The organism is Siminovitchia terrae (assembly GCF_003605405.2).
Taxonomy (GTDB): Bacteria; Bacillota; Bacilli; order Bacillales; family Bacillaceae_C; genus Siminovitchia; species Siminovitchia terrae.
Genome location: NZ_QYTW02000004.1, coordinates 83,593 through 107,294 on the forward strand (window position 1 = coordinate 83,593; position 23,702 = coordinate 107,294).

The window sequence follows — 23,702 nt, forward strand, 5'->3', positions numbered from 1 at the left end:
TGAACCGGGCTTTTCACTATATAATAATCTTAATGATTGTACGGTAAATGAAAAGGGTGAAAAGCTTGTCGACAAAGCATGAACAAATCATTCGGCATATTGACGGATTGCCTGTAGGGGAAAAAATCTCTGTAAGGCAAATTGCAAAAGCGTTGAATGTCAGCGAAGGAACAGCCTACAGAGCTATTAAAGACGCTGAAAACAAGGGATATGTAAGTACAATTGAACGGGTCGGAACGATCCGAATAGAACAGAAGAAAAAAGAGAATATAGAGAAGCTGACATATGCAGAGGTTGTCAATATTATTGACGGCCAAGTTTTGGGTGGAAGAGCTGGCCTTCATAAAACTCTCAACAAATTTGTCATTGGTGCAATGAAACTTGATGCGATGATGAGGTATACGGGTGCTAACAACCTACTGATCGTTGGTAATCGGACAAAAGCCCACGAATACGCATTAATGGCTGGGGCAGCGGTTTTAATTACCGGCGGATTTGATACGGAAGACCATGTGAAAAAGCTTGCGGATGAGTTAGAGCTGCCGATTATCTCAACAAGCTACGATACTTTTACTGTGGCTGCCATGATTAATAGGGCTATCTACGACCAGTTAATCAAGAAAGAAATCATTCTAGTTGAGGATATTTTTATTCCTCTTGAAGATACGATTACCATCACAACAAAGGAAAAAGTATCAGACTGGTATAAAAAGAAGGAAATGTCCGATCACAGCCGTTATCCGGTGGTTGATTTGAATAATAAGCTACAAGGGATGGTTACTGGGAAGGACGTCATCGGGCAGGATCCAGATGCAGGTATTGATAAATTGATGACGAAGAATCCAATCTTCGTTGGCAGAAAAACCAGTGTAGCCTCAGTTGCCCATATGATGATTTGGGAAGGAATCGAGGTGCTTCCGGTTGTGGATGAGCACCAGAGGCTTGAAGGGATTATTAGTCGCCAGGATGTCTTGAAAGCGTTGCAAATGATCCAGCGCCAGCCACAGGTTGGAGAAACGATTGATGACACCATCTCAAAACAGCTCTCTAACAGCAAATATGCAGGGGAACCTTCCTTTACATTCGAGGTGACTCCGCAAATGACAAGCCAGCTGGGAACTATTTCCTACGGAGTTTTCTCGTCCATTATAGCTGAAGCCTCCAACAGACTGTTCAGGCTACAGAAAAAAGGAGAGCTTGCCGTTGAAAGTATGACCATTTACTTCTTGAAACCGGTCCAAATGGACACTACTCTTGAAGTTGTCCCCAGAATATTGGAAGCTGGGCGTAAATTCGGTAAAGTGGACGTCGAGGCATTCAATAATGGAGAAATTGTAGGGAAAGCGCTGATGATGTGCCGCCTGATTGATCGGTAATTGGAAAAGTGCAGGCGCTCGTTTTGCGACGTATTGGACCGGAGCGCCTGGATTTTTGATCATTATTATACTCCAGAGGTAGCTTGACGGTTATAAGTGCCCATATTTCCGTTACAGCGTGAATACCGGAACTAATGCTATTTAAAGGAGTCCGTATTTGGGAGACAATCTGATTTTTGGTAACTATTAACGTCTAAATGTACCTGAATTTCAGTTTCAACCCGATTTCCGGTCACCATTATTCGTGCTCACATCAAGTGCTGGCACTTTTTCGGAAATAAATGACGCACAATGACTGTTAACGAAGGGCCCCCAACACAAAAAGCCGCTTTTCAGCGGCTTTTCAATCAGCGGGTTTGTCCATCAAAATGCTTCGCTTCTTCTTTTACATACGGAATATGATGACGGAAAGATTTAAATCCCACCCATGCACTGGCACATCCCAGTAAAATAAAAATGGCAGCAACAACGTAGGTTGTTGTTGTACTGAACAAAAAAAGCTGGTTTAATCCGAATAACGCAACAAAAAGACCTAGGGCCATGCTGGATTTTCCGCTGAGCAACTTTCTTTCCATCGGCCGTTTGCTTCGAAAGTACTTTATTTTATAGTAAATATAAAATGAAGCTGACAAGATGATCAGAAAAACTAAAAATGGCATTTCTCCATCCCCCAAATCAATAACTGGTCATCCATCTTATTGTAACGTCAATCAATTATAAATGCTACTTGCCCAATATCGAATATTTCATGAACTTCCTGTTGATTGCGCAAGGTGAAAGGAGCTTCTTATGAAAGAAGAGATTTTTGAAGCTGTCAAAAGCTATAATACCATTATTATCCACCGACATGTCCGTCCGGATCCTGACGCCTATGGATCTCAAGGGGGATTAGCTGAAATTTTGCGGGCATCCTTCTCTGATAAGCAGATTTATGCCGTGGGAAAACATGATCCATCCTTGGGTTATTTACGAAAGCCAGATGTCATTTCCGATGAAGTGTACAAAGGAGCTTTGGTCATCGTTTGTGATACAGCAAACCAGGAAAGGATCTGCGATTCAAGATATCATTTGGGGGATAAGTTGATCAAAATCGACCATCATCCAAATGAAGATCCATACGGAGATATTTTATGGGTTGATTTGAAAGCATCTTCTGTAAGTGAAATGATCTATGAATTTTATAAATCATTCAGTGACGAAGGTTTAAAAATGACCGATGAAGCGGCTAGATTAATATATGCTGGAATTGTCGGGGACACAGGACGGTTTTTATATCCGAGTGCAACAGAAAAAACATTTGAATACGCCAAAGAATTAATAAGCTATTCCTTTGACCGGGTACTCCTCTATAACAATATGTACGAGCTAGACCCAAACATGATCAAGCTACAGGGCTATGTATTGGAAAACTTCACCATGAATGAAGATGGGGCGGCAGTTATATCCATTCATAGTGGAACACTTAAGGAATACGGCATTCTTCCGTCAGAGGCATCTCAGCTTGTAAGCTCTTTGGGGATGGTAAAAGGGATCAAGGCATGGGTCTTTTTTATCGAAGAAGATGATCAAATCCGTGTCCGCCTACGTTCAAAAGGTCCAGTCATCAATACGATCGCCATGAAATTTAGAGGCGGTGGACATCCCCTTGCAGCAGGTGCTTCAGTTTACTCATGGGATGAAGCAAAAGAAGTGATAGAAGATATAAAAGCGGTGTGCAGACAAAATTAACGGCCGACATGTTAGTCAGCCAGTTTCATTTCCAATACAAGGCTGATCGTTGTATAAAAATATAATTCTTTGACGATCAGCCTGTATTGCTTTCCGTTTATGTTCAATGTTTTATTTTCAACCGTCTTTTTTATAATTTCTTTATTTTTATAAACGGTTGTCAAATCCTTAGCAATCAGCGATCTTAAGTCCTCTTTAACGGATTCCTCTGCTTCAAAAATACTTTGGCGGTCACGGATTTCGTATCGTTCAAAGTTATGGATTTTAACATCAATCTCCTGGATGGTCAGCATTTCTTCATTTTTTTTATTTAGTTCCTGGTATTCCTCTTCCCAAATTTGAATATAACCACTTAATTCCTTGATCCGGATAGCCTGCCTTTCTATGATTGTGCTATTTTTTTGCTGGATGTTTCCAAATATGAACAGGAAGATAAGCCAGCTAATGCACCCACCAACAGCAGCACCGGCAAAGAAACGCTGCCATACCGGATGGCGATACAATGGAGGAATCCTCATGATATGTGCTCCTGAGTAAGCCACGAAATGATCAAGGAGGCTGTTTTGGCACCACCCATTGCAGACAATATCAATAAAAACTGCTTGAACAGGTCAGTTGTACCGCCTTCCAAAAAGCCTTTTTCAAAACTGTACACTGTGTCGAAGGTTCCTCCAATGGCTGCAATGATAGCCCAAATCCTTACCCGTCCCGCTATGTTGGCTATTTCCGCCAGCAGCGGTGCTCCGGTAATGAAAGCAGCCAATCCGCCGATCAAGGAGCCTCCAAGCATCACTCCAAAAGCAATGAAGTAACTATTAAAGAAAGCTGGAATAAATGGTTCTTGCATGATTACCAACCCCAAAGATTAAAATATTCTTCCTTTGTTATTACTTATATGGGACAAACCGTTAATGTATGTAAAAATAAAGGTTATAATAGAGGGGAACGAATATTCCATTTGAACTTTTATTGACAGGATAGTATCGGATAGAAATGAGGTAAATCACTTGAACTTTGTTCAATTGCAAATAGCCACTGCATACAGTTTGCTGTCAAGTACGGTTTCCATTTCTGAGTTGGTTCAGGAAGCAAAAAAGAAGAATTACTATGCTCTGTCCATCACAGATCATAATGTTTTATATGGTGTCCTGTCTTTCTATCAGACTTGCAAGGAAGCAGGGATCAAACCAATCATCGGGATGACTGCGGATGTGGCAGCGGAAGGGCAACAAGCGTATCCATTGGTTTTATTGGCCAGAAACAATACAGGCTATACCAACCTTTTAAAAATCTCAAGTGCCATTCAAATACAGCAAGATAAAACCATTTCGTGGAAATGGCTTAGGTCTTACAGTAAAGGATTAATAGCCATTACACCAGGAATTAGGGGAGAAATTGAGCAGCTCTTGAAGGAAGGGGACCTGGAGCAGGCAAGAACAGCTACGGAGCGTTACACCTCTACGTTTGATGAAGACTCCTTTTATCTTTCATTGCAAGATCATCAAACTAATACTCCGTCTGGTTTTACTCGAATAATTGATGACTTTGCAAAGGGTCTGGGATTAAAGACGGTTGTGACGAATGATGTACGGTATTTGAAAAAAGAGGATCACTTTGCCTATATGTGTCTTGAAGCAATCCGTGAAGGAGAAAAGCTGGACATCACTGATGAAAATGTATATAAAACCGGAGAATATTATTTCAAAGGCAAGGAAGCCATGTGTGAGCTATTTTCCGAGTATACAGAAGCACTTGAAAACACCTTTCGGATTGCAGAGGAATGCAACGTCTTCATTGAAACGGACAGACAACTGCTGCCAAAGTATCCTGTTTCCGAAAGACAGACAGCGAAAAGCATGCTTTTGGAGCAATGTGAAAAAGGATTGGAGAAAAGGGGAATAGATAGTCACGAATACCGGAGAAGACTGAAGTATGAGCTGGAAATCATTAACCAAATGGGGTTCAATGACTATTTTCTGATTGTATGGGACTTTATGAAGTATGCGAGAGAGAACGGAATTCTGACAGGCCCAGGCCGTGGATCGGCAGCTGGATCGCTTGTCTCCTATGCGCTTGAAATTACGGATGTCGATCCAATCAAACATGGCCTATTGTTTGAGAGGTTCTTAAACCCTGAAAGAATCACCATGCCAGATATTGATATCGATTTTCCGGACGTCCGCCGTGATCAGGTAATCGAATATGTGGGTGAGAAATACGGAAAAATGAATGTGGCTCATATTATTACATTCGGAACTTTTGCGGCGAAGGCAGCGCTCCGTGATACAGCCCGGGTTTTTGGTTTAAGCCCGAAAGAAATCGATCGGCTTTCTAAAATGCTACCTTCGCGCCTAGGACTGACATTGGCGGGTGCTATTAAAGAATCTGGAGAATTGCGAGATATGATTGCATCCTCTGAGCAAAACCGCCTGATGTTTGAAACGGCTTTAAAGTTGGAGGGACTTCCAAGACACACTTCCATTCATGCTGCGGGGGTAGTCATTAGCGAGGAACCTCTCGTGAACATTATCCCAATCAAAGAAGGTCCAGACGGTGTGTATGTGACACAGCTTCCTATGGAAGACCTAGAAAAAATAGGCCTCCTGAAAATGGACTTTTTGGGGTTACGGAATCTAACCCTTTTGGAGCAGGTGATCAAAAGTATTAAAATCCATACAGGAAAAACAATTAGTTTAAAGAATATCCCGTTTGCAGATGAAAAAACATTTCAGTTGCTGCAAAAAGGTGATACGACCGGAATTTTTCAACTGGAATCTGAAGGGATGAGAAAGGTCCTAAGAGAACTTGGTCCAACGGAGTTCGAAGACATTGTAGCAGTTAATGCACTTTTCAGACCGGGTCCGATGGAGAACATACCGGCTTATATTAAAAGAAAACATGGCAAAGAGAAGATTGAATACCCTCACCCTGATCTGAAGCCAATCTTGGATTTCACGTATGGAGTTATTGTCTATCAAGAGCAAATCATGCAAATAGCGGCGGCTCTTTCCGGCTATTCTCTGGGGGAAGCCGATCTTCTCAGAAGAGCTGTGAGCAAGAAGAAGCGTGAGGTCCTTGACCAGCAGAGGAAGCGGTTCGTTTCAGGAGCAGTTGAAAAAGGATATGACCAGAATACCGCAAATACCACATACGATTTAATTGTCCGCTTTGCGAATTATGGATTCAACCGCAGTCATGCGGTGGCATACAGTTTTATTTCATGGCAGCTTGCCTGGCTGAAGGCTCATTATCCAAAATATTTCATGGCAGCTCTCTTGACGTCTGTGATAGGCAACGAGGACAAAATTGCCCTTTATACAGCGGAAGCCAAGCAGAAAGGAATAGAAGTCCTGCCCCCGTCCATTAATAAAAGTCATTTTCCTTTTCTGGCTGAAAAGGAGGGGATCCGCTTTAGTCTAAGGGGAATCAAAGGCCTCGGTGTTGCTGCAATGAAAGAAATTGTTCAGGCGAGGGAAGGAGGACCTTTCAAAGACCTGTTCGATTTTTGCCTTAGAGTATCTCCGAGAATCATTAATAAAAAAATACTAGAGTCACTTGTATATGCCGGCAGCTTTGATGAGTTTGGAAAAGATAGGGCTGTTTTACTTGCAACACTTCATGTGGCTGTTGAGCATGCAGAACTGATGAGACCTTCGAGTGGTACGTCGGATCTTTTCGTCGAAGAAGAGATGTTCCAGATAAAACCGATGTATGTAGAAGCTGAGCCGATGCAGCTTGCAGACAAGCTGGCATTTGAAAAAGAAACGACAGGCATATTTTTATCTAGTCATCCGGCAACTGCTTTTGAAGAAGGGTTCATATCAGCCGGTGCCGTCAAGCTGATTCATCTGGAACCTGGACAAAAAAATAAATCAGCAGGCATATACTTGACTGGAGTCAAAACAATCCGTACAAAAAAGGGCGACGTCATGGCTTTTATTACAATGAGCGACCCTTCAGGGGAAATGGAAGGCGTCGTTTTTCCGGATGTTTACAAACGGAGCAGTGAATTGGTGAAACAGGGGGAAGTTGTACTTGTCAGTGGGAATGTTGAGGAACGTAAAGGCGCCATTCAGTTTATTGTTCAAAGAATTGTTTCAGTAGGAGAACTGAAACATAAAGTCAACAAACAAAGTAAGACGTTGTATGTGAAAATTCCGACTGACTTACAAGCACCTACTATATTAAATAAACTGCATTCCATTTTTGAAAAATATCCGGGGCAAACAAGGATCATCCTCTATTATGAGAAAGAAAATAAAATGATAAGGCTTGGGGATAAAAAGCGCGTCGATCCTACAGATACATGTTTTAAAGAGATTAGCGAGCTTCTTGGAGCAGACTGTGTAAAGTTAAAATAATTTTCTCAAATAGACGATAATATGGTATATTGTTTTATAAGCTTTTTTATTGGTGTATAAAAAACTGGGTATGGTTTGTATGAAGGAGTGAATATTGTTGTCATTGCGTGATGAAGCATTGCATATACACAAATTACATAAGGGGAAGCTTGAATCAAAATCAAAAATTGAAGTAAAAAATGGAAAAGATTTGAGTCTAGCATACTCCCCTGGTGTTGCTGAGCCATGTAAGGAAATTTATGAAAATCCAGGAACTGTGTATGAATATACAATGAAAGGCAACATGGTTGCTGTCGTTTCTGACGGAACAGCAGTATTGGGACTGGGAAATATCGGCCCTGAGGCAGCTTTGCCAGTCATGGAAGGTAAAGCAGTATTGTTTAAGAGCTTTGCTGGTGTGGATGCTTTTCCAATCTGTCTAGATACAACAAATGTAGATGATATTGTCCAAACAGTTAAACTGCTTGAACCGACATTCGGGGGAGTGAATCTCGAGGATATAGCGGCTCCAAACTGTTTTGAAATCGAAAATAGATTAAAAAAAGAATTAAGCATTCCTGTTTTTCATGATGACCAACATGGTACGGCCATTGTTACAGTAGCTGGTCTTGTGAACGCATTGAAAATTACAGGAAGAAGAATGTCTGAAATAAAAGTGGTGGCGAACGGAGCCGGTGCAGCGGGAATTGCGATTATCAAGCTGCTCCATAGCTATGGTGTTCGTGATATCATCATGTGTGATTCCAGAGGGGCTATCTATGAAGGCCGTGAAGAAGGAATGAATGAAGTAAAGACTGAAGTGGCCAAATTCACCAACCGCGATCGACTTGACGGTGATTTGTCCTATGTCATCCAGGATGCGGACGTCTTTATCGGAGTATCCGTAGCTGGTGCATTGACAGAGGAAATGGTTGCTTCCATGAAAAAAGATCCGATTATTTTTGCTATGGCCAATCCTGATCCGGAAATTATGCCTGAAGTGGCCAAGGCAGCTGGTGCGAAAGTAGTTGGGACAGGAAGATCTGACTTTCCGAACCAGGTCAACAACGTATTGGCATTCCCTGGACTCTTTCGTGGAGCACTTGACGTGCAGGCTACGAAGATCAACGAGAGAATGAAACAGGCAGCAGTAGAGGCTATAGCCAGCTTGGTTTCGGAAGACGAACTTTCTCCTGATTTTGTCATTCCGGGACCATTTGACCCGAGGGTTGCCCCTTATGTGGCTGCTGCTGTTGCCAAAGCTGCCATGGAGTCCGGAGTAGCACGTATAAAAGTGGACCCAGAAAAGGTCAAGGAAAAGACCATGCAGCTGGCTGTTATTGGCAAAGATAAATAATAAATATAGGAAAGGCCGTGCCGATTTGAAGGCCGGTCTTTCCTATGCGTGTTCAAGCCTTGGATAAATAAAATGAAAGGGCAGGAAAAATGCCCGATTCAGACGACCAGATTGTTACAGAACCGTTGATGCTACATCAAGTGTCGCCTAGCTCGCAAGAATAGAGCCGTTTCTCTAATCGTATGTGTATGTTTATGAGGGAGGCTGCTTGTCTTGCCGAGGTCTATCAAGGCGTTGCACTTTTCTGATTTGAAAGGAGGGCCTGCTGTGCTGAAAGATTTTTTTTCAAAGCAAAAGAATGCAAAGCCAAAGAAAAGGAAGTACGCAACCATTCCTTCTGAATCTGCCAAGCAGGATGTTCCCGAAGGAATTATGTCGAAATGTCCGGAATGTAAGAAGATTATGTATACGAAAGAACTTCAGAAGAATAACAAGGTGTGCCTCAATTGCGGCCATCATTACAAAATGACGGCTCATGAAAGGGTCGAAAGCCTGTTTGATGAGGGTTCCTTTGTACCCTTTGATGAAAAAATAGCAACAGAAAATCCACTCGGGTTTCCGAATTATTTAGAGAAATTGGAACAAGATAGGAAAAAATCCAATTTGGACGAAGCGGTCCTTACAGGATCAGGTACTATCAATCAAATAGAAGTGATTACAGCGATCATGGATTCGCATTTCCGCATGGGGAGTATGGGTTCGGTTGTAGGCGAAAAAATTGCGAGAGCCATTGAAGCTGCAGCCGAAAAACGAGTGCCATTCATTATTTTTACCGCTTCAGGCGGTGCCAGGATGCAAGAGGGATTATTATCTTTAATGCAGATGGGCAAAACGAGTGCGGCACTTAAAATGTTCAGTGATCAAGGCGGTTTAATTATTTCTATCATGACTCATCCTACGACAGGAGGGGTTTCAGCAAGCTTCGCTTCGCTTGGCGACTTTAATTTTGCGGAACCAGGGGCTTTGATCGGTTTTGCCGGTCGGCGTGTTATTGAGCAGACCATAAGGGAAGAACTTCCTGATGATTTCCAGACGGCTGAATTCCTATTGAATCATGGTCAGCTTGATGCAGTCATCCCGCGTTCTGAAATGAAGGAAAAGCTGACGACAGTGCTTGAAATTCATCAACAAGTAGGTGAAATTGCATGGTGAACGAGCTGGAATTTGAAAGACCCGTGCTTGAACTGCGAGAAAAAATAGCGGAATTGAGAGAGATCACGAAAAACTCGGATGTGGATTTGTCAGATGAAATCGACAAATTGGAATCCCGGTTGGAAATGCTTGAAAAAGAAATATATGAAAATATGCGTCCTTGGGACCGCGTGCAGTTTGCCCGTCATCCCAAAAGGCCAACAACGCTTGATTATGTTGAGCATTTATTTACTGATTTTCTGGAGCTTCATGGAGACAGGCTGTATGGTGATGATCATGCCCTTGTAGGAGGAATTGCCAAATACAGAGGTCTTCCAGTGACTGTGATTGGCCACCAGCGGGGAAGGGACACTAAGGAAAATATTCGCCGGAATTTTGGGATGCCGCATCCGGAAGGCTATCGTAAGGCCTTACGTTTGATGAAACAGGCTGAAAAATTTCGCAGACCTGTTATTTGCTTCATCGATACAAAAGGAGCATATCCGGGAAAATCAGCAGAAGAACGGGGACAGAGTGAAGCCATCGCACGCAATCTTTTTGAAATGGCTGGCTTGAAGGTGCCGATTATTTGTATCGTCACTGGAGAGGGAGGAAGTGGAGGAGCTTTGGGTCTTGGAATCGGAGATCGGATCTATATGCTGGAAAACTCTACGTATTCGGTAATTACCCCTGAAGGGGCGGCAAGTATTTTATGGAAAGATGCCTCCTTGGCGAAGCAGGCGGCAGAAGCAATGAAAATCACTGCGCCTGATCTGAAGGATCTCGGGATCATTGATGAAATCATTTCTGAGGTAAGAGGTGGGGCCCACAGAGATATTCAAAAGCAGGCGGCAGAAATTGACAAAGTCCTGAAAAAAGCTTTGAAGGAGCTTATTCATCAAGACTCCGATACCCTTATAAAAGATCGTTACGAGAAATTTAAAAAGATGGGTAAATATGCGGAACAAAAAGAATATGAAAATGTTCAAAACTAAGGAATGTCCATTGGACATTCTTTTTTTACGTATATATTTGCTAATTTAAGTAGGTTCCTGTAAAAAGGCTAAACAGGGACATAGGTCATCAATTTAAAACTATTCGAGTTGTGAAAGAGTCTAATTGACTCAAGGTAATAATCATTGCTCAAATTATCTATAAACGCCCATTAATGGCGTGACTCACAAAAACGGGTCACAAATCCGCTTTAACTTCATTCAGAAGAAGTCTCCCACATCTGTAAGTGGTGAGATGAATGCATATTGGCATACCATTCAGTGGGGTTCGAACCCCGGCTGAATAAAGTTAAAGCCTCCAGCGGATGCCACAGACTTTCAGAGGAAATTTATCAAGCGAAGCTCGATAAAATCTGGGCGTAAATACGCCAAGGCGCATTTGATGTGTCCCAGCCAATAGTCAAAATCGGAAAGAAAAGGCACTATCCCTTTCATAAATACTCAAGTCATCAAGGGATAAGCGGTAGTTTGTTTCTTTGCTGGTCGTGTATTTACAATCATCATTTCGCTGCGTGAAACAAGCCACCCCGATCTTCTTGCTTCTAATTTGCCAACTTTTTAAACAACCTCTTATATTAAAATTTGTTAATAGCATGATGAAATGTTATTTTTAACATATAAAGTCTATTCAAAAATACATATTTTTTGTCCAATGGAGTGACTCAGATGAGAAGGATAGGGATCTTGACAAGTGGTGGAGATGCTCCTGGAATGAATGCGGCCATCCGTGCAGTGGTAAGAAAATCGATCTACCACGGGCTTGAAACGTACGGTATATACCAGGGCTTTAGTGGATTAATAACGGGCAATATAAAAAAAATGGAGCTTGGATCAGTTGGTGATATTATCCATAGAGGCGGTACAATCCTGCAGTCAGCCCGATGTGAAGAATTCAAAACAGATAAAGGCCAGCAGGAAGGCATTACGTGTTTGAATAATCATGGAATCGAAGGATTGATCGTAATAGGCGGAGACGGCTCCTATTTAGGGGCTAGAGCGCTTAGTGAGCTTGGTTTTCCTTGTATTGGTGTGCCGGGTACAATAGATAATGATATACCTGGAACCCAATATACAATTGGATTTGACACTGCATTGAATACCGTGTTGGATGCTGTCGACAAAATCCGCGATACTGCTACATCGCATGAAAGGACATTTGTCATTGAAGTAATGGGGAGAGATGCGGGTGACATCGCACTTTGGGCAGGGCTCGCAGGCGGCGCTGAATCAATCCTTATTCCGGAGGAACCCTACGATATGGAGGACATCGCCAATCGGATTGAAAATGGGCTTAAAAGAGGGAAAAAGCACAGTATTATCATTGTTGCCGAAGGAGTTGCCAGCGGTGCTGAATTTGCCGAGAATTTAACAGAAAAAACAGGGCTTGAAACGAGAGTTTCCGTCCTTGGTCATATACAAAGAGGTGGAACGCCGACAGGATTTGATCGTGTTCTTGCCAGCAGGCTTGGAGCAAAAGCGGTCGAATTGCTGATGGCTGGAGAAGGGGGACGCGCTGTCGGAATAGAAGCAGGCAAAGTAGTGGATGCGGATTTGCTGACTGTTTTTGATAAGGCGAAACACATGAATCATGACTTATACCAATTATCAAAAGAACTATCTATATAGATGACTTTCCAATAGGAGGATTATTGATGAAAAAAACAAAAATAGTCTGTACGATCGGACCGGCAAGTGAAAGCCCAGAGCTAATTCAACAATTGATAGAGGAAGGAATGAATGTCGCCAGACTGAACTTTTCCCATGGGACCCAGGATGAGCATCGTGAGCGAATCACCAATATCCGTAAAGCTGCTGAAAAAGCTGGAAGTGAAATTGGAATCCTGCTTGATACAAAAGGTCCTGAAATTAGAACGCACGATATGGAAAATGGAGCGATTGAGCTGGAAACTGGTCAAATACTTTCTGTTTCCATGGAAGAGGTATTAGGTACGAATGAAAAAATATCCGTTACTTATGATGGTTTGATCAATGATGTTCATGTCGGTTCCAAAATTTTACTAGATGATGGATTAATCGAGCTTGAAGTGATCGACTTGAAAAAAGAATACAATGAAATAATAACGAAAGTTCTGAACAACGGAACTTTAAAAAATAAAAAAGGAGTAAACGTCCCTGGGGTTTCCGTCAACCTACCTGGAATTACCGAAAAAGATGCAAAGGATATCCTTTTTGGAGTAGAGCAAGGCGTTGATTTCATCGCGGCTTCATTTGTAAGGAGGGCCTCTGATGTGCTCGAAATTCGACAGCTGCTGGAAACAAATGATGCTGCTCATATGTATATCATTCCAAAAATCGAAAACCAGGAAGGCGTCGACAACATTGATGAAATATTAGAGGTATCGGACGGCCTGATGGTCGCTAGAGGCGACTTGGGAGTGGAAATTCCGGCTGAATCGGTTCCTATGGTCCAAAAAAGGCTGATTAAAAAATGTAACGAGGCTGGTAAACCGGTTATCACGGCTACCCAAATGCTCGACTCCATGCAGCGAAATCCAAGGCCGACAAGAGCGGAAGCAAGCGATGTTGCGAATGCCATCTTTGATGGTTCAGATGCAGTCATGCTCTCTGGAGAAACCGCGGCGGGAGCCTACCCAGTGGAAGCCGTCCGAACCATGAACAATATTGCCCTTGAGGCAGAAAAAGCACTGAACCACAAAGAGATCCTTTCTCAGGTAAGCAAGTATAATGGACACAACATGATGGACGCCATTTGCCAATCAGTAGCTCACACTGCAATCAATCTTGGTGTAAATGCCATTGTGGCACCAACAGAAAGCGGACATACAGCAAGGATGATTTCGAAGTATCGCCCAAAAGCGCCGATTGTTGCTGTAACATCCAGTGTTGGAGTGACCAGACTCCTGACATTGGTTTGGGGAGTATCTCCCCAAGTTGGTGAGAAGGTGACAACAACAGATGAAATGCTTGATCTTGCAGTCACTGAGAGTCTTAACACTGGTATAGTAAAGCATGGAGACCTCATCATTATCACAGCAGGGGTTCCAGTTGGGGAAGCGGGGACAACAAACTTGATGAAAGTGCATGTTGTTGGAGACGTCTTGGCAAAAGGGCAAGGAATTGGAAGAAAGTCCGCCTATGGAAAAGTAGTCATTGTTAAAAATGCCAGCGAAGCCTTGGAAAAAGTAGAAAAAGGCGACATTATGGTTGTCATTGGAACAGACAAGGAAATGGTTCCCGCTCTTGAAAAATGTTCGGCTCTTGTTGCGGAAGAAGGCGGGCTGACCAGCCATGCGGCTGTAGTCGGAATCAATCTTGGGGTTCCAGTCATAGTTGGAGTGGACAATGCAACGAGCATTTTCCATGATGGGCAGGAAATAACCGTCGATGGTACCCGCGGAGTAGTGTACAATGGTCATGCGAGTGTTCTATGAGGACTTGTGATATAATAGAGTAAAGACCATTAGGGAAGTGACAAAATTTGAGATTTTTACTTTTCCTGTTCATTGTCGTCCCGGCTTTGGAAATTGGTCTGTTCATTTTGGCAGGCAAAACCATAGGCGGCTTCACAACGATTGCTCTTATTATTGCAACTGGGATTCTCGGTGCTTTTTTTGCAAAACAGCAGGGCATGGGAGTGCTAAGAAAAATGCAAGAGCAAATGAGATCCGGATATCCACCCGGAGAGGCGCTTATCGAGGGTGTTTGTGTTTTGTTTGGGGGCCTGCTTCTATTGATACCGGGTTTCATTACAGACCTCACAGGGCTGTTGCTGATCCTTCCACCTACGAGAAGAATGATCCAGCCTGTTCTCTTGAAAATCTTTAAGAGATGGTTTTCAAGAAAGCAGATTTATATATATCGGTAAAAAAAGAGCGGAAGCTCTTTTTTTCGTGACAGAGCAGATTTGGAAAAATGAAGATTATGTCGACTATCAGGGGAAGAAAACAACGGTCGTGATGCTGGAAGGGTTCCTTCACCATGGAAAATTTCCTTGAAATAAATGAGCCGGCAACTCTCGCAAAGGACGAACGCTGCTGGCTCCTAGAATTTTTATTTCATGATTTTCGGTGGGGGGCCTTTAATATAAGCCCAAATGTCCCGAAAAACATTCGCCTTATGAAGAGTAGTGAGCAGAACCAATGTCACAGGGCCCAAAATAAGCCCGAGAAACCCTACCAGTTTAAAGCCCACAAATAAGGAAATGAGTGTTCCTAAAGGAGACAAGCCAATATTGGAAGAGAGGATTTTCGGTTCCATCAATTGGCGTTGGACAATCACAACTGTATATAGAATTCCGAGCCCGATAGCAAGACCAATATTGCCTGTCACTGCTTCATAGATAATCCACGGCACAAATACTGTCCCGGTCCCTAAATATGGAAGCAAATCGAGCAAGCCCAAAATAAGTGCTATGGTGATAGCGTAATTGATACGTAGAATCAACAGGCCGACTAAAACGATGACAAGAGTGATGGAAATCAGTGTGATCTGTGCTTTGACAAAGCCGACAAGGGCTTTTTTCAAATCAGCAAACACTCTTATGCCACTGCTTTTCACTTTATTCGGAAGAAGGCGGCTGGTAAGGACGGACAGCCGTTCCCAATCCTTGCTGATGAAGAAAGTAGCCAATAAGGAAAAAATGATCACGGTGGCGGCGTTTGGAATCCATGACACAAGGCCAGGTAATTTAAGGAAAAAGTTTTGTAGGAAAGCCGTCACGCTTTCTGTAATTCGTCCGCTTGTCTCGTCAATGCTGTTCATGATCGTATCCCTTTGACCGCTGTCCAGGCTTTGGAACATGCCTGCCAGTTTGTTATAAAAAGGGATCACTTGGTTTGCAAACATCTTCTCTAAATATTTGATCAGAGTGGCGACATGTTCAGGGACGACTGTTGCAAGATAGGAAGCACCAGCGACAATCTCGGCTATCAAAAGTGTGATTAGCCCGGTAAAAATCCCAATCAAAACGATTAATGTGGTCAAAACAGCTAAGGTACGGGGGAATTTCCATTTTCTTTCTAAAATCCCCACTACGGGATTGATGGCCGTGGCAATAATTAGAGCTATGATAAATGGGTAAATAACTTTTGAAGCATAGTATATGGATAGGAGGGACGCAGCCGCAACGATAATGACAATAAAAAAGCGGACAACCCTATCTGCATTTTCACGATTCAAAGGAAGCACCCACCTTATCAATCTATTTACATACTATGATACCATGATAAGGTAAAAAACTGTACGAATTTGGAAGGATGAGCTCTATGTTCAATCAAGCTTTTTTCTTTTTGATTCTGTTGCTAGGAATTGGGATAGCCGCAAAAAACCAATCACTTGTCATCGCAGTGGCGGTTCTGATCATTCTTAAATTGGCAGGAGCTGATGAAAAACTCTTTACCATGATTCAAGCGAAGGGAATCAACTGGGGAGTCACTGTTATCACGATTGCTGTTTTAGCACCTATTGCAAGTGGGTATATCGGTTTTAAGGAGCTCGGTGGAGCGATCAAGTCCCCGTACGCTTGGATTGCTCTTGGCGCTGGGATGGCGGTAGCCATCATAGCAAAATATGGGGTCACGTTATTATCCGAAGACCCCCATATCACCACCGCACTTGTCCTTGGAACAATTATGGCAGTTTCCCTCTTTAAAGGTGTGGCTGTCGGCCCGTTGATTGGCGCAGGCATAGCCTACTTAGCAATGAAGTTTTTCGAGGTTTTCCGCTCGGGATCAGGCATGGGTGGATAGAAAATTTAGCCATCTATAAAGAAAATCTTATTGCTAGGTATAAAAAATATGAATCATTATAAAATGTTGAAAAATAGACAAGAATTTAGTTTTGTTTATAATAGAAGATAAGTTCATTATGATTTTCCACATAACTATTTTCTTTGTCTGAAGTTTTCCCCTAACAATTTGTATTACGTGCTTTCCACCTAAGGAATTTTAAAAAAGAGATAAAGGAGAGGTTTTCAATGACAGCAACACGTGGGTTAGAAGGGGTAGTAGCCACAACGTCCTCTATAAGTTCCATCATTGATGACACGCTTACATACGTTGGCTACAACATTGATGATCTAACTGAAAATGCAAGTTTCGAAGAAGTCATTTATTTATTATGGCACCTTGAATTGCCTACAAAGGAGCAGCTTCAGGAATTAAAGGAGCAGTTAGCAGAAAATATGGAGTTGCCGCAGGAAGTCCTCGACAGCTTTAAAACATATCCACTGGATAAAGTGCATCCAATGGCCGTTCTCCGGACAGCAGTCTCCGCTCTTGGAATCTTTGATGAAGACGCAGAAGTGATGGATAAAGAAGCAAACTATCAAAAAGCGATCCGCCTTCAAGCGAAAATGCCTGCAATTGTAGCCGCATTTGCCCGTATCCGCAAAGGGCTTGAGCCGATTGCTCCACGCAAAGACCTAGGTTTTGCCGCCAACTTCATGTATATGATTAAAGGCGAGGAGCCTGACCAAATCGAAATTGAAGCGATGGATAAGGCGCTAATCCTCCATGCAGACCATGAGCTTAATGCATCTACCTTTACCGCGAGAGTGTGTGTTGCGACCCTTTCAGATATTTATTCAGGAATCACAGCAGCTATCGGAGCATTAAAAGGACCTCTGCATGGCGGTGCAAATGAACAGGTTATGAAAATGCTTACAGAAATCGGTTCTGCGGACAATGCTGAAAGCTATATCAAAGATAAGCTTGAGAACAAAGAGAAAATCATGGGCTTTGGCCATCGTGTTTACCGCAAGGGAGACCCGCGGGCTAAGCACTTGAAAGAAATGTCAAAAAGACTGACTGAAATTACCGGTGAGCCGGAATGGTACAACATTTCTATCAAGGTTGAAGAGGTATTTACTTCCGAAAAACCATTACCTCCGAACGTTGACTTCTATTCTGCATCTGTTTACCATAGTCTCGGATTTGATCACGATTTATTTACGCCAATTTTTGCGGTAAGCCGTACTTCAGGATGGCTTGCACATATTTTAGAACAGTACGAAAATAACCGTCTGATTCGTCCACGGGCAGAATATATCGGACCGGGAATGCGCTCATACATCTCGCTTGACGAGCGCAAATAATGACGAGTTAGAATTTTATGTTGTATTTTGATATGATAGAGCGGGGAAAAGGTTAGAGGCTTTTGCTTTCTAACCTTTGATACTGAAATTGGAGGGATTTAGATATGTCTCAAGCTGAAAAAATCACAGTTTCAAATGGTGTATTAAATACGCCTGACCATCCAATCATTCCTTTTATTGAGGGAGATGGAACAGGCCCTGATATTTGGGCTGCGTCACAAAGAGTTTTAGATGCAGCTGTAGAAAAAGCTTATGGCGGCAAACGAAAAATTGAGTGGAAAGAAGTATATGCGGGTGAAAAAGCCCATAATAAATTCGGTGAATGGCTTCCTGAGGAAACCTTGGATACGATTCGAGAATACCTTATCGCTATTAAAGGCCCCCTTACAACTCCAATCGGCGGTGGCTTCCGTTCATTGAATGTTGCGCTGCGTCAGGAGCTTGACCTGTATGTATGTCTGCGTCCGGTCCGTTACTTTGAAGGAGTTCCTTCCCCTGTAAAACGTCCGGAAGATACAGATATGGTTATTTTCCGTGAAAATACAGAGGATATTTACGCAGGGATTGAATATCAAGAAGGATCCGAAGAAGTGAAAAAACTGATCAATTTCCTTCAAAATGAAATGGGTGTAAATAAAATCCGCTTCCCTGAAACTTCAGGCATTGGAATCAAACCGATTTCTTCAGAAGGAACAAAACGCTTGGCCCGTGCAGCAATCAATTATGCTATTAAAGAAGGGCGTAAATCTGTAACGCTTGTACATAAAGGCAATATTATGAAATTTACAGAAGGTGCCTTCAAAAACTGGGGATATGAAGTGGCTGAGCAGGAGTTCGGAGACAAAGTATTCACATGGAACCAATACGACAAAATCAAAGAGGAGCAAGGAACAGAAGCTGCGAACAAAGCGCAGGCTGACGCAGAAGCTGCTGGAAAAATCATTATCAAAGATGCGATTGCTGATATTTTCCTTCAGCAAATCCTTACTCGTTCCAAAGAATTTGATGTAGTGGCGACAATGAATCTTAACGGGGACTATATCTCCGATGCATTGGCAGCACAAGTTGGAGGAATCGGTATTGCTCCTGGTGCAAACATCAACTACGATACAGGCCATGCGATTTTTGAAGCTACGCACGGAACAGCTCCAAAGTATGCGGGATTGGATAAAGTGAACCCGTCCTCAGTCATTCTTTCAGGAGTTCTTATGCTTGAGCATATCGGCTGGGGCGAAGCTGCTCAATTAATTACGAAGTCAATGGAAAAGACAATTGAATCAAAAGTTGTCACATATGACTTTGCCCGCTTAATGGAAGGTGCGACAGAAGTAAAAACTTCTGAATTCGGAACTAAATTGATTGAAAACATGGATTAAATTTCTTTCTTCAAGGGAAAATTGGGTTTAAGAGCATAAAATTGGAGACTGTTTTTAAAACAGTCTCCAATTAGTGTGAAATTTAATGAAAGAAGGGACTTCCCCATGTCATTAAAGCGGAAAAAAATATCTGTTATTGGTGGAGGATTTACAGGGGCTACAACAGCGTTCCTGGCAGCACAAAAAGAACTTGGAGATGTCGTCCTGATCGATATTCCAAAAATGGAGAACACTGTAAAAGGGAAAGCGCTGGACATGTTAGAGGCGAGTCCGGTCCAAGGATTCGATGCAAGAATCATTGGTACATCCAACTATGAAGACACGAAAGACTCTGATGTTGTCGTCATTACTGCAGGCATTGCCCGAAAACCGGGAATGAGCCGTGATGATCTGGTGCAAACAAACCAGAAAGTAATGAAAAGCGTAACGCAGGAAATCGTTAAATATTCTCCAAACTGTCATATCGTTGTGCTGACAAATCCAGTGGATGCCATGACATATACCGTGTTTAAAGAATCTGGATTCCCGAAAAACCGTGTAATCGGGCAGTCAGGCATCCTGGATACTGCACGTTTCCGTACATTTATCGCACAAGAGTTAAACCTTTCTGTGAAAGACATTACAGGATTCGTCTTGGGGGGCCATGGAGACGACATGGTTCCGCTAGTTCGCTATTCCTATGCAGGAGGAATTCCACTTGAGAAACTTATTCCACAGGATCGACTTGATGTCATTGTGGAAAGGACACGAAAAGGCGGAGGCGAAATCGTGAATCTGCTTGGCAACGGAAGTGCTTATTATGCGCCGGCTGCATCACTCGTTGAGATGGTTGAAGCTATTGTGAAAGATCAGCGGAGGGTGCTGCCTTCCATTGCCTACCTTGAAGGAGAATATGGATATGAGGGCATTTACTTAGGAGTGCCTACGATCCTTGGCAAGGATGGAATCGAGCAAGTAATTGAACTTGAACTGACAGCCGAGGAAAAAGCAGCTTTGGATAAATCAGCAGACGCTGTCCGAGAAGTGATGAACGTTTTAGAGTAAATTCTGATGAAGACCAATCATTTATAATGGTTGGTTTTCTTTTTCTTTGTTTTTAATAATAAAAATGGTATTATATTTCAAAATAGATCGTAAACTCATAAACTTTTCGGGGGTGCTCTTATTGTTATTGGGGAAAAAGCGTAAGCTGGGAAGGCAGATTGGTGAAATCTCATCAGGAGAAAAGCTGAAACTGACAGAGAAAATCGAAGATAAGGATCTATTGCTGTATCTTGGTTTGACAAATGACGCCAACCCGCTGTATATCCAGCATGACTATACTTCCCAAACACCGTATGAAAAGCCAATTGTACCATCGATCATGTTGACCGGCATTATCATTTCAGCCGTTACAAAATATTTGCCTGGTCCAGGATCTAATATCCTAAAGCAGGAGATAGAGTTTCTGAAGCCAGTCTTTCATTATGCTACAATCGAATTTTTGTTTGAGGTTATCGATGTCAATGAACAGGATCGTATGATTACTGTAAATGTACAGGGGACAGACAGTGGAGAAACGGTCATAACGGGCACGCTCCTTGTGTCTCCGCCATATCCATCCGTAGAGACATAACAAATAAAAAGTAAAAGTGCAGGCGATTAGGCCTGTTTTTTTATTTATGTGAAATGAAACCTTTTTTCTATTGTAGCGTAATACAATAGTATTAAGAGAAAAAGAGAAAGGAACGTGGGGAATGAGTTTAAAAAGGGTATACGCAGCAGTAGGCATGGTGATTGCAGGACTTGTGCTCATTGTCGCGCTTTTTACTTCCTGGTATACGCTGGACGAATCGGACCAGGCGGTGATTTTGACGTTCGGCAAAGCTGAGGATACGGTAACGGATCCGGGGTTGCATTTCAAACTTCCTTGGCCAGTGCAGCGGGTTGAGAAGCTTGCAAGAGAGACAAAGAGCCTGCAGTTTGGTTTCAAAAATTCAGAGGGGAAAAAGGAACTGTCTGAAGAAACAAAAATGATTACGGGAGACGAGAATATCGTTTTTGCGGACCTTGTGGTCCAATGGAAGATAACAGATCCCAAGAAATATTTATTTAATGCGGACAATCCCGAAGAGGTGTTGTATGACGCGACATCCGCATCCTTAAGGAGTATTATCGGAAGTTCGAAAATTGATGATGCCCTCACTTCTGGAAAAGCTGAGATTGAAGGTAATGTTAGGGATCTTTTAACTACGCTCATGGAAAAATATGATGTCGGTATTTCTATTTTGGCTGTTAAGCTTAAAGATGTAGAGCTTCCCAATAAAGAAGTCCGAAGCGCTTTTACAGCGGTGACGGATGCTAGGGAAACGATGAACACTAAAATGAACGAAGCGAAAAAATATGAGAATCAGCGAATGAATGAAGCAAAAGGGGAAAGGGATGCTATTATCTCCAAAGCGAAAGGGGAAAAGGCCGCAAGGCTGGAAACCGCACGTGGAGATGTGGCAGTCTTCAATAAGTTGTATAAAGAGTATAAGAGCAACCCGGAAGTGACAAGGGAACGTCTGACAATTGAGACGCTGGAACAGGTGCTCCCAGGAGCGGAGATTTACATTATGAATGATGAAGGTAATACGTTAAAATACTTCCCAATCCGGCCGATGGAAAAAGAGGAGCCGAAACCGGCAGAGAAGACGGAGGGGGATGAGTAGCATGGATAAGAAAGTAGTTGACTTTGGTTCACGTAAGGCTACCGAACTGGAGTGGAGGAAATATACAAAATTTGGACTCTTATTGATTATTCTGGTTGCTCTTCTGCTGATTTTGATTTCTAGCCTATTCATAGTAAAGGAAGGGGAATTCAAGGTTATACGCCAGTTTGGTGAGGTGGTTCGAATCAAAACGGAACCTGGGCTTGCCATGAAAGTACCATTTATTCAAAGCGTTTCAACCCTTCCTAAATACCAAATGACGTACGATGTATCACAGGCGGAAATCAATACGAAAGATAAGAAAAGGATGATTATAGATAATTATGCGCTATGGAAAATCGTAGATCCGAAAAAGATGATTGCTAATGCGCGTTCGGTGGAAAACGCTGAATCGAGAATGGAGGAATTTATTTATTCCGTTGTCCGGACAGAATTGGGGCAACTGAACTATGATGAAATTATCAATGATGAAAAATCCTCCCGTGGAAGCCTGAACGATAGAGTGACGGAAAAAGTCAATGAATTGCTGTCCAAAGACGAATACGGAGTCGTTGTTACGGATGTTCGAATGAAGCGTACAGATCTTCCGAATGAGAACGAAAACTCGGTTTACACTCGGATGATTTCCGAACGTGAATCAACGGCCCAAGAATATTTGTCACGAGGAGACGCGGAGAAAAATAGGATTACTGCAAAAACGGACCAGAAAGTAAGGGAAATGCTTTCTAAAGCACAGGCTGATGCAGAAGTGATCCGCTCTGAAGGTGAAGGGCAGGCCGCCAAAATCTACAACGACTCTTTTTCAAAAGATCGTGAATTCTATCAGCTTTTCCGGACCTTGGAATCCTATAAAAAGACAATTGGCGAGGACACAGTTATTGTTCTTCCTTCTGACTCTCCATATGCGAAGCTGCTGAAGGGATATACGAAATGATGAAATGCCGGGGCGGGAGCACCCGGCATTTTAGTTTAACTTCATTCAGCAGAAGTTTCCCACTTCTGTAAGTGGTGGGATGAATGCCTATGGATATTCCATTCAGTGGGGGGGCAAACCCCGGTTGAATAAAGTTAAAGACTCGGGCGGATGCCACAGATTTTTAGAGGAAATTTATCGGGCGAAGCTCGATAAAATCTGGGCGCAAATACGCCAAGGCGCATTTGATAAAAAGGTCAAATGATTTCCTGGAGGGATGAATATTGAATAAGGTGCTTTTACATGTGGAAGGGCTCGTGGTTTTTGCTTTAAGTTTATGGCTTTATGGACATTGCCAATTCAGTTGGATATTGTTTATTGTACTTTTATTTGCACCAGATCTTTCGATGTTTGGATATATAGTCAATAATCAAATCGGTGCAATCATATATAATGTATTCCATACATATGCAGTAACAATACTTGTTGTTGTCTTTGGGGTGGTCTTTTCGGCCCCATTAGTCATGGCAATCGGTTTGATATGGACGGCTCATATTGGCATGGATAGGATGTTAGGTTATGGATTGAAGTATTCTACTGAATTTAAAGACACTCATTTAAACCGTGTATAACTATAGGCTTCTATCATGGAGTCTTTTTATTTTGTAAAAAGTGAAGCGGTGAGAGTCTATGGAATTTG

Annotated in this window: 22 protein-coding genes; 18 read left to right on the forward strand and 4 right to left on the reverse strand. The window is 42.5% G+C overall.

The window, feature by feature from the left end:
* The first annotated feature begins 65 nt into the window (after positions 1-65).
* Entirely contained in the window at positions 66-1,376 is a 1,311-nt protein-coding gene (locus D5F11_RS06415) for a CBS domain-containing protein (protein WP_120115449.1), read from the forward strand.
* A gap of 347 nt (positions 1,377-1,723) precedes the next feature.
* Here the strand turns inward: D5F11_RS06415 and D5F11_RS06420 are convergent, their stop codons facing one another.
* Complete coding sequence (locus D5F11_RS06420; RefSeq protein WP_120115448.1) at positions 1,724-2,035, reverse strand: YtpI family protein; 312 nt, start codon at positions 2,033-2,035, stop codon at positions 1,724-1,726.
* 130 nt (positions 2,036-2,165) lie between these two features.
* On the opposite strand from D5F11_RS06420, the gene D5F11_RS06425 reads away from it, so the two are divergent.
* On the forward strand, positions 2,166-3,104 hold the full coding sequence (locus tag D5F11_RS06425; protein WP_120115447.1) for a DHH family phosphoesterase: 939 nt from the start codon (positions 2,166-2,168) through the stop codon (positions 3,102-3,104).
* An 11-nt stretch (positions 3,105-3,115) separates the two neighbouring features.
* Here D5F11_RS06425 and ytrI read toward each other — a convergent pair whose 3' ends face one another.
* Together ytrI and ytrH are read right to left on the reverse strand one after the other, a co-directional pair.
* Complete coding sequence (gene ytrI / locus D5F11_RS06430; protein WP_120115446.1) at positions 3,116-3,622, reverse strand: sporulation membrane protein YtrI; 507 nt, start codon at positions 3,620-3,622, stop codon at positions 3,116-3,118.
* Positions 3,619-3,951, reverse strand: coding sequence for a sporulation membrane protein YtrH (ytrH, locus tag D5F11_RS06435; protein ID WP_120115445.1), 333 nt, complete (start codon positions 3,949-3,951; stop codon positions 3,619-3,621). Before ytrH ends, ytrI begins: the two co-directional genes overlap by 4 nt.
* A gap of 160 nt (positions 3,952-4,111) precedes the next feature.
* Between ytrH and dnaE the strand changes: the two genes are divergently transcribed.
* From dnaE to D5F11_RS06470, 7 genes are all read left to right on the forward strand, one after another.
* Positions 4,112-7,465: a DNA polymerase III subunit alpha gene (gene dnaE, locus D5F11_RS06440; RefSeq protein WP_120115444.1), complete on the forward strand. Its 3,354-nt coding sequence runs from the start codon at positions 4,112-4,114 to the stop codon at positions 7,463-7,465.
* Positions 7,466-7,562: 97 nt separating this feature from the next.
* Positions 7,563-8,801: an NADP-dependent malic enzyme gene (ystJ, locus tag D5F11_RS06445; protein WP_120115443.1), complete on the forward strand. Its 1,239-nt coding sequence runs from the start codon at positions 7,563-7,565 to the stop codon at positions 8,799-8,801.
* Positions 8,802-9,068: 267 nt separating this feature from the next.
* A complete protein-coding gene (gene accD / locus D5F11_RS06450) occupies positions 9,069-9,953 on the forward strand; it encodes an acetyl-CoA carboxylase, carboxyltransferase subunit beta (protein WP_120115515.1) in 885 nt (294 codons plus the stop codon).
* Positions 9,947-10,927, forward strand: a complete 981-nt coding sequence (accA, locus tag D5F11_RS06455; protein WP_120115442.1) for an acetyl-CoA carboxylase carboxyl transferase subunit alpha — start codon at positions 9,947-9,949, stop codon at positions 10,925-10,927. Before accD ends, accA begins: the two co-directional genes overlap by 7 nt.
* 684 nt (positions 10,928-11,611) lie before the next feature.
* The gene (pfkA, locus tag D5F11_RS06460) at positions 11,612-12,571 is read left to right on the forward strand and encodes a 6-phosphofructokinase (protein WP_120115441.1); all 960 of its coding nucleotides are present in this window, start codon (positions 11,612-11,614) and stop codon (positions 12,569-12,571) included.
* 26 nt (positions 12,572-12,597) lie between these two features.
* Positions 12,598-14,358 carry a pyruvate kinase gene (gene pyk / locus D5F11_RS06465; protein ID WP_120115440.1) on the forward strand — a complete coding sequence of 587 codons (1,761 nt, stop codon included), beginning with the start codon at positions 12,598-12,600 and terminating at the stop codon, positions 14,356-14,358.
* Between the two features lie 47 nt (positions 14,359-14,405).
* On the forward strand, positions 14,406-14,792 hold the full coding sequence (locus D5F11_RS06470) for an FxsA family protein (RefSeq protein ID WP_120115439.1): 387 nt from the start codon (positions 14,406-14,408) through the stop codon (positions 14,790-14,792).
* Between the two features lie 185 nt (positions 14,793-14,977).
* On the opposite strand, the gene ytvI is transcribed toward D5F11_RS06470, so the two are convergent.
* Positions 14,978-16,105 (reverse strand): sporulation integral membrane protein YtvI, encoded by a 1,128-nt coding sequence (ytvI, locus tag D5F11_RS06475; protein WP_120115438.1) that lies wholly within the window; start codon positions 16,103-16,105, stop codon positions 14,978-14,980.
* Between the two features lie 86 nt (positions 16,106-16,191).
* On the opposite strand from ytvI, the gene D5F11_RS06480 reads away from it, so the two are divergent.
* The 9 genes from D5F11_RS06480 (at position 16,192) to D5F11_RS06515 (ending at position 23,634) form a co-directional block, all read left to right on the forward strand.
* Complete coding sequence (locus D5F11_RS06480) at positions 16,192-16,674, forward strand: DUF441 domain-containing protein (RefSeq protein ID WP_120115437.1); 483 nt, start codon at positions 16,192-16,194, stop codon at positions 16,672-16,674.
* Positions 16,675-16,901: 227 nt separating this feature from the next.
* Positions 16,902-18,020 carry a citrate synthase gene (citZ, locus tag D5F11_RS06485; RefSeq protein ID WP_120115436.1) on the forward strand — a complete coding sequence of 373 codons (1,119 nt, stop codon included), beginning with the start codon at positions 16,902-16,904 and terminating at the stop codon, positions 18,018-18,020.
* A 104-nt stretch (positions 18,021-18,124) separates the two neighbouring features.
* Positions 18,125-19,396 (forward strand): NADP-dependent isocitrate dehydrogenase, encoded by a 1,272-nt coding sequence (gene icd / locus D5F11_RS06490; protein ID WP_120115435.1) that lies wholly within the window; start codon positions 18,125-18,127, stop codon positions 19,394-19,396.
* Positions 19,397-19,501: 105 nt separating this feature from the next.
* Entirely contained in the window at positions 19,502-20,440 is a 939-nt protein-coding gene (mdh, locus tag D5F11_RS06495) for a malate dehydrogenase (RefSeq protein WP_120115434.1), read from the forward strand.
* Between the two features lie 121 nt (positions 20,441-20,561).
* The gene (locus tag D5F11_RS06500) at positions 20,562-21,011 is read left to right on the forward strand and encodes a MaoC/PaaZ C-terminal domain-containing protein (RefSeq protein WP_120115433.1); all 450 of its coding nucleotides are present in this window, start codon (positions 20,562-20,564) and stop codon (positions 21,009-21,011) included.
* 121 nt (positions 21,012-21,132) lie between these two features.
* The gene (gene hflK / locus D5F11_RS06505; protein ID WP_120115432.1) at positions 21,133-22,089 is read left to right on the forward strand and encodes an FtsH protease activity modulator HflK; all 957 of its coding nucleotides are present in this window, start codon (positions 21,133-21,135) and stop codon (positions 22,087-22,089) included.
* 1 nt (position 22,090) lies between these two features.
* Positions 22,091-23,023: a protease modulator HflC gene (gene hflC, locus D5F11_RS06510; protein WP_120115431.1), complete on the forward strand. Its 933-nt coding sequence runs from the start codon at positions 22,091-22,093 to the stop codon at positions 23,021-23,023.
* Positions 23,024-23,102: 79 nt separating this feature from the next.
* Positions 23,103-23,267: a hypothetical protein gene (locus D5F11_RS26050; RefSeq protein ID WP_185830535.1), complete on the forward strand. Its 165-nt coding sequence runs from the start codon at positions 23,103-23,105 to the stop codon at positions 23,265-23,267.
* 19 nt (positions 23,268-23,286) lie between these two features.
* Positions 23,287-23,634, forward strand: coding sequence for a DUF4260 domain-containing protein (locus D5F11_RS06515; RefSeq protein WP_120115430.1), 348 nt, complete (start codon positions 23,287-23,289; stop codon positions 23,632-23,634).
* Positions 23,635-23,702 lie beyond the last annotated feature (68 nt).

Coding starts and splice junctions, on each gene's coding strand:
- mdh (WP_120115434.1), top strand. CDS start 19,502: ATGTCATTAAAGCGGAAAAAAATATCTGTTATTGGTGGAGGATTTACA.
- icd (WP_120115435.1), top strand. CDS start 18,125: ATGTCTCAAGCTGAAAAAATCACAGTTTCAAATGGTGTATTAAATACG.
- pfkA (WP_120115441.1), top strand. CDS start 11,612: ATGAGAAGGATAGGGATCTTGACAAGTGGTGGAGATGCTCCTGGAATG.
- hflC (WP_120115431.1), top strand. CDS start 22,091: ATGGATAAGAAAGTAGTTGACTTTGGTTCACGTAAGGCTACCGAACTG.
- D5F11_RS06420 (WP_120115448.1), bottom strand. CDS start 2,035: ATGCCATTTTTAGTTTTTCTGATCATCTTGTCAGCTTCATTTTATATT.
- accA (WP_120115442.1), top strand. CDS start 9,947: ATGGTGAACGAGCTGGAATTTGAAAGACCCGTGCTTGAACTGCGAGAA.
- ytrI (WP_120115446.1), bottom strand. CDS start 3,622: ATGAGGATTCCTCCATTGTATCGCCATCCGGTATGGCAGCGTTTCTTT.
- D5F11_RS06425 (WP_120115447.1), top strand. CDS start 2,166: ATGAAAGAAGAGATTTTTGAAGCTGTCAAAAGCTATAATACCATTATT.
- pyk (WP_120115440.1), top strand. CDS start 12,598: ATGAAAAAAACAAAAATAGTCTGTACGATCGGACCGGCAAGTGAAAGC.
- ytrH (WP_120115445.1), bottom strand. CDS start 3,951: ATGCAAGAACCATTTATTCCAGCTTTCTTTAATAGTTACTTCATTGCT.
- D5F11_RS26050 (WP_185830535.1), top strand. CDS start 23,103: ATGAATGCCTATGGATATTCCATTCAGTGGGGGGGCAAACCCCGGTTG.
- D5F11_RS06480 (WP_120115437.1), top strand. CDS start 16,192: ATGTTCAATCAAGCTTTTTTCTTTTTGATTCTGTTGCTAGGAATTGGG.
- hflK (WP_120115432.1), top strand. CDS start 21,133: ATGAGTTTAAAAAGGGTATACGCAGCAGTAGGCATGGTGATTGCAGGA.
- citZ (WP_120115436.1), top strand. CDS start 16,902: ATGACAGCAACACGTGGGTTAGAAGGGGTAGTAGCCACAACGTCCTCT.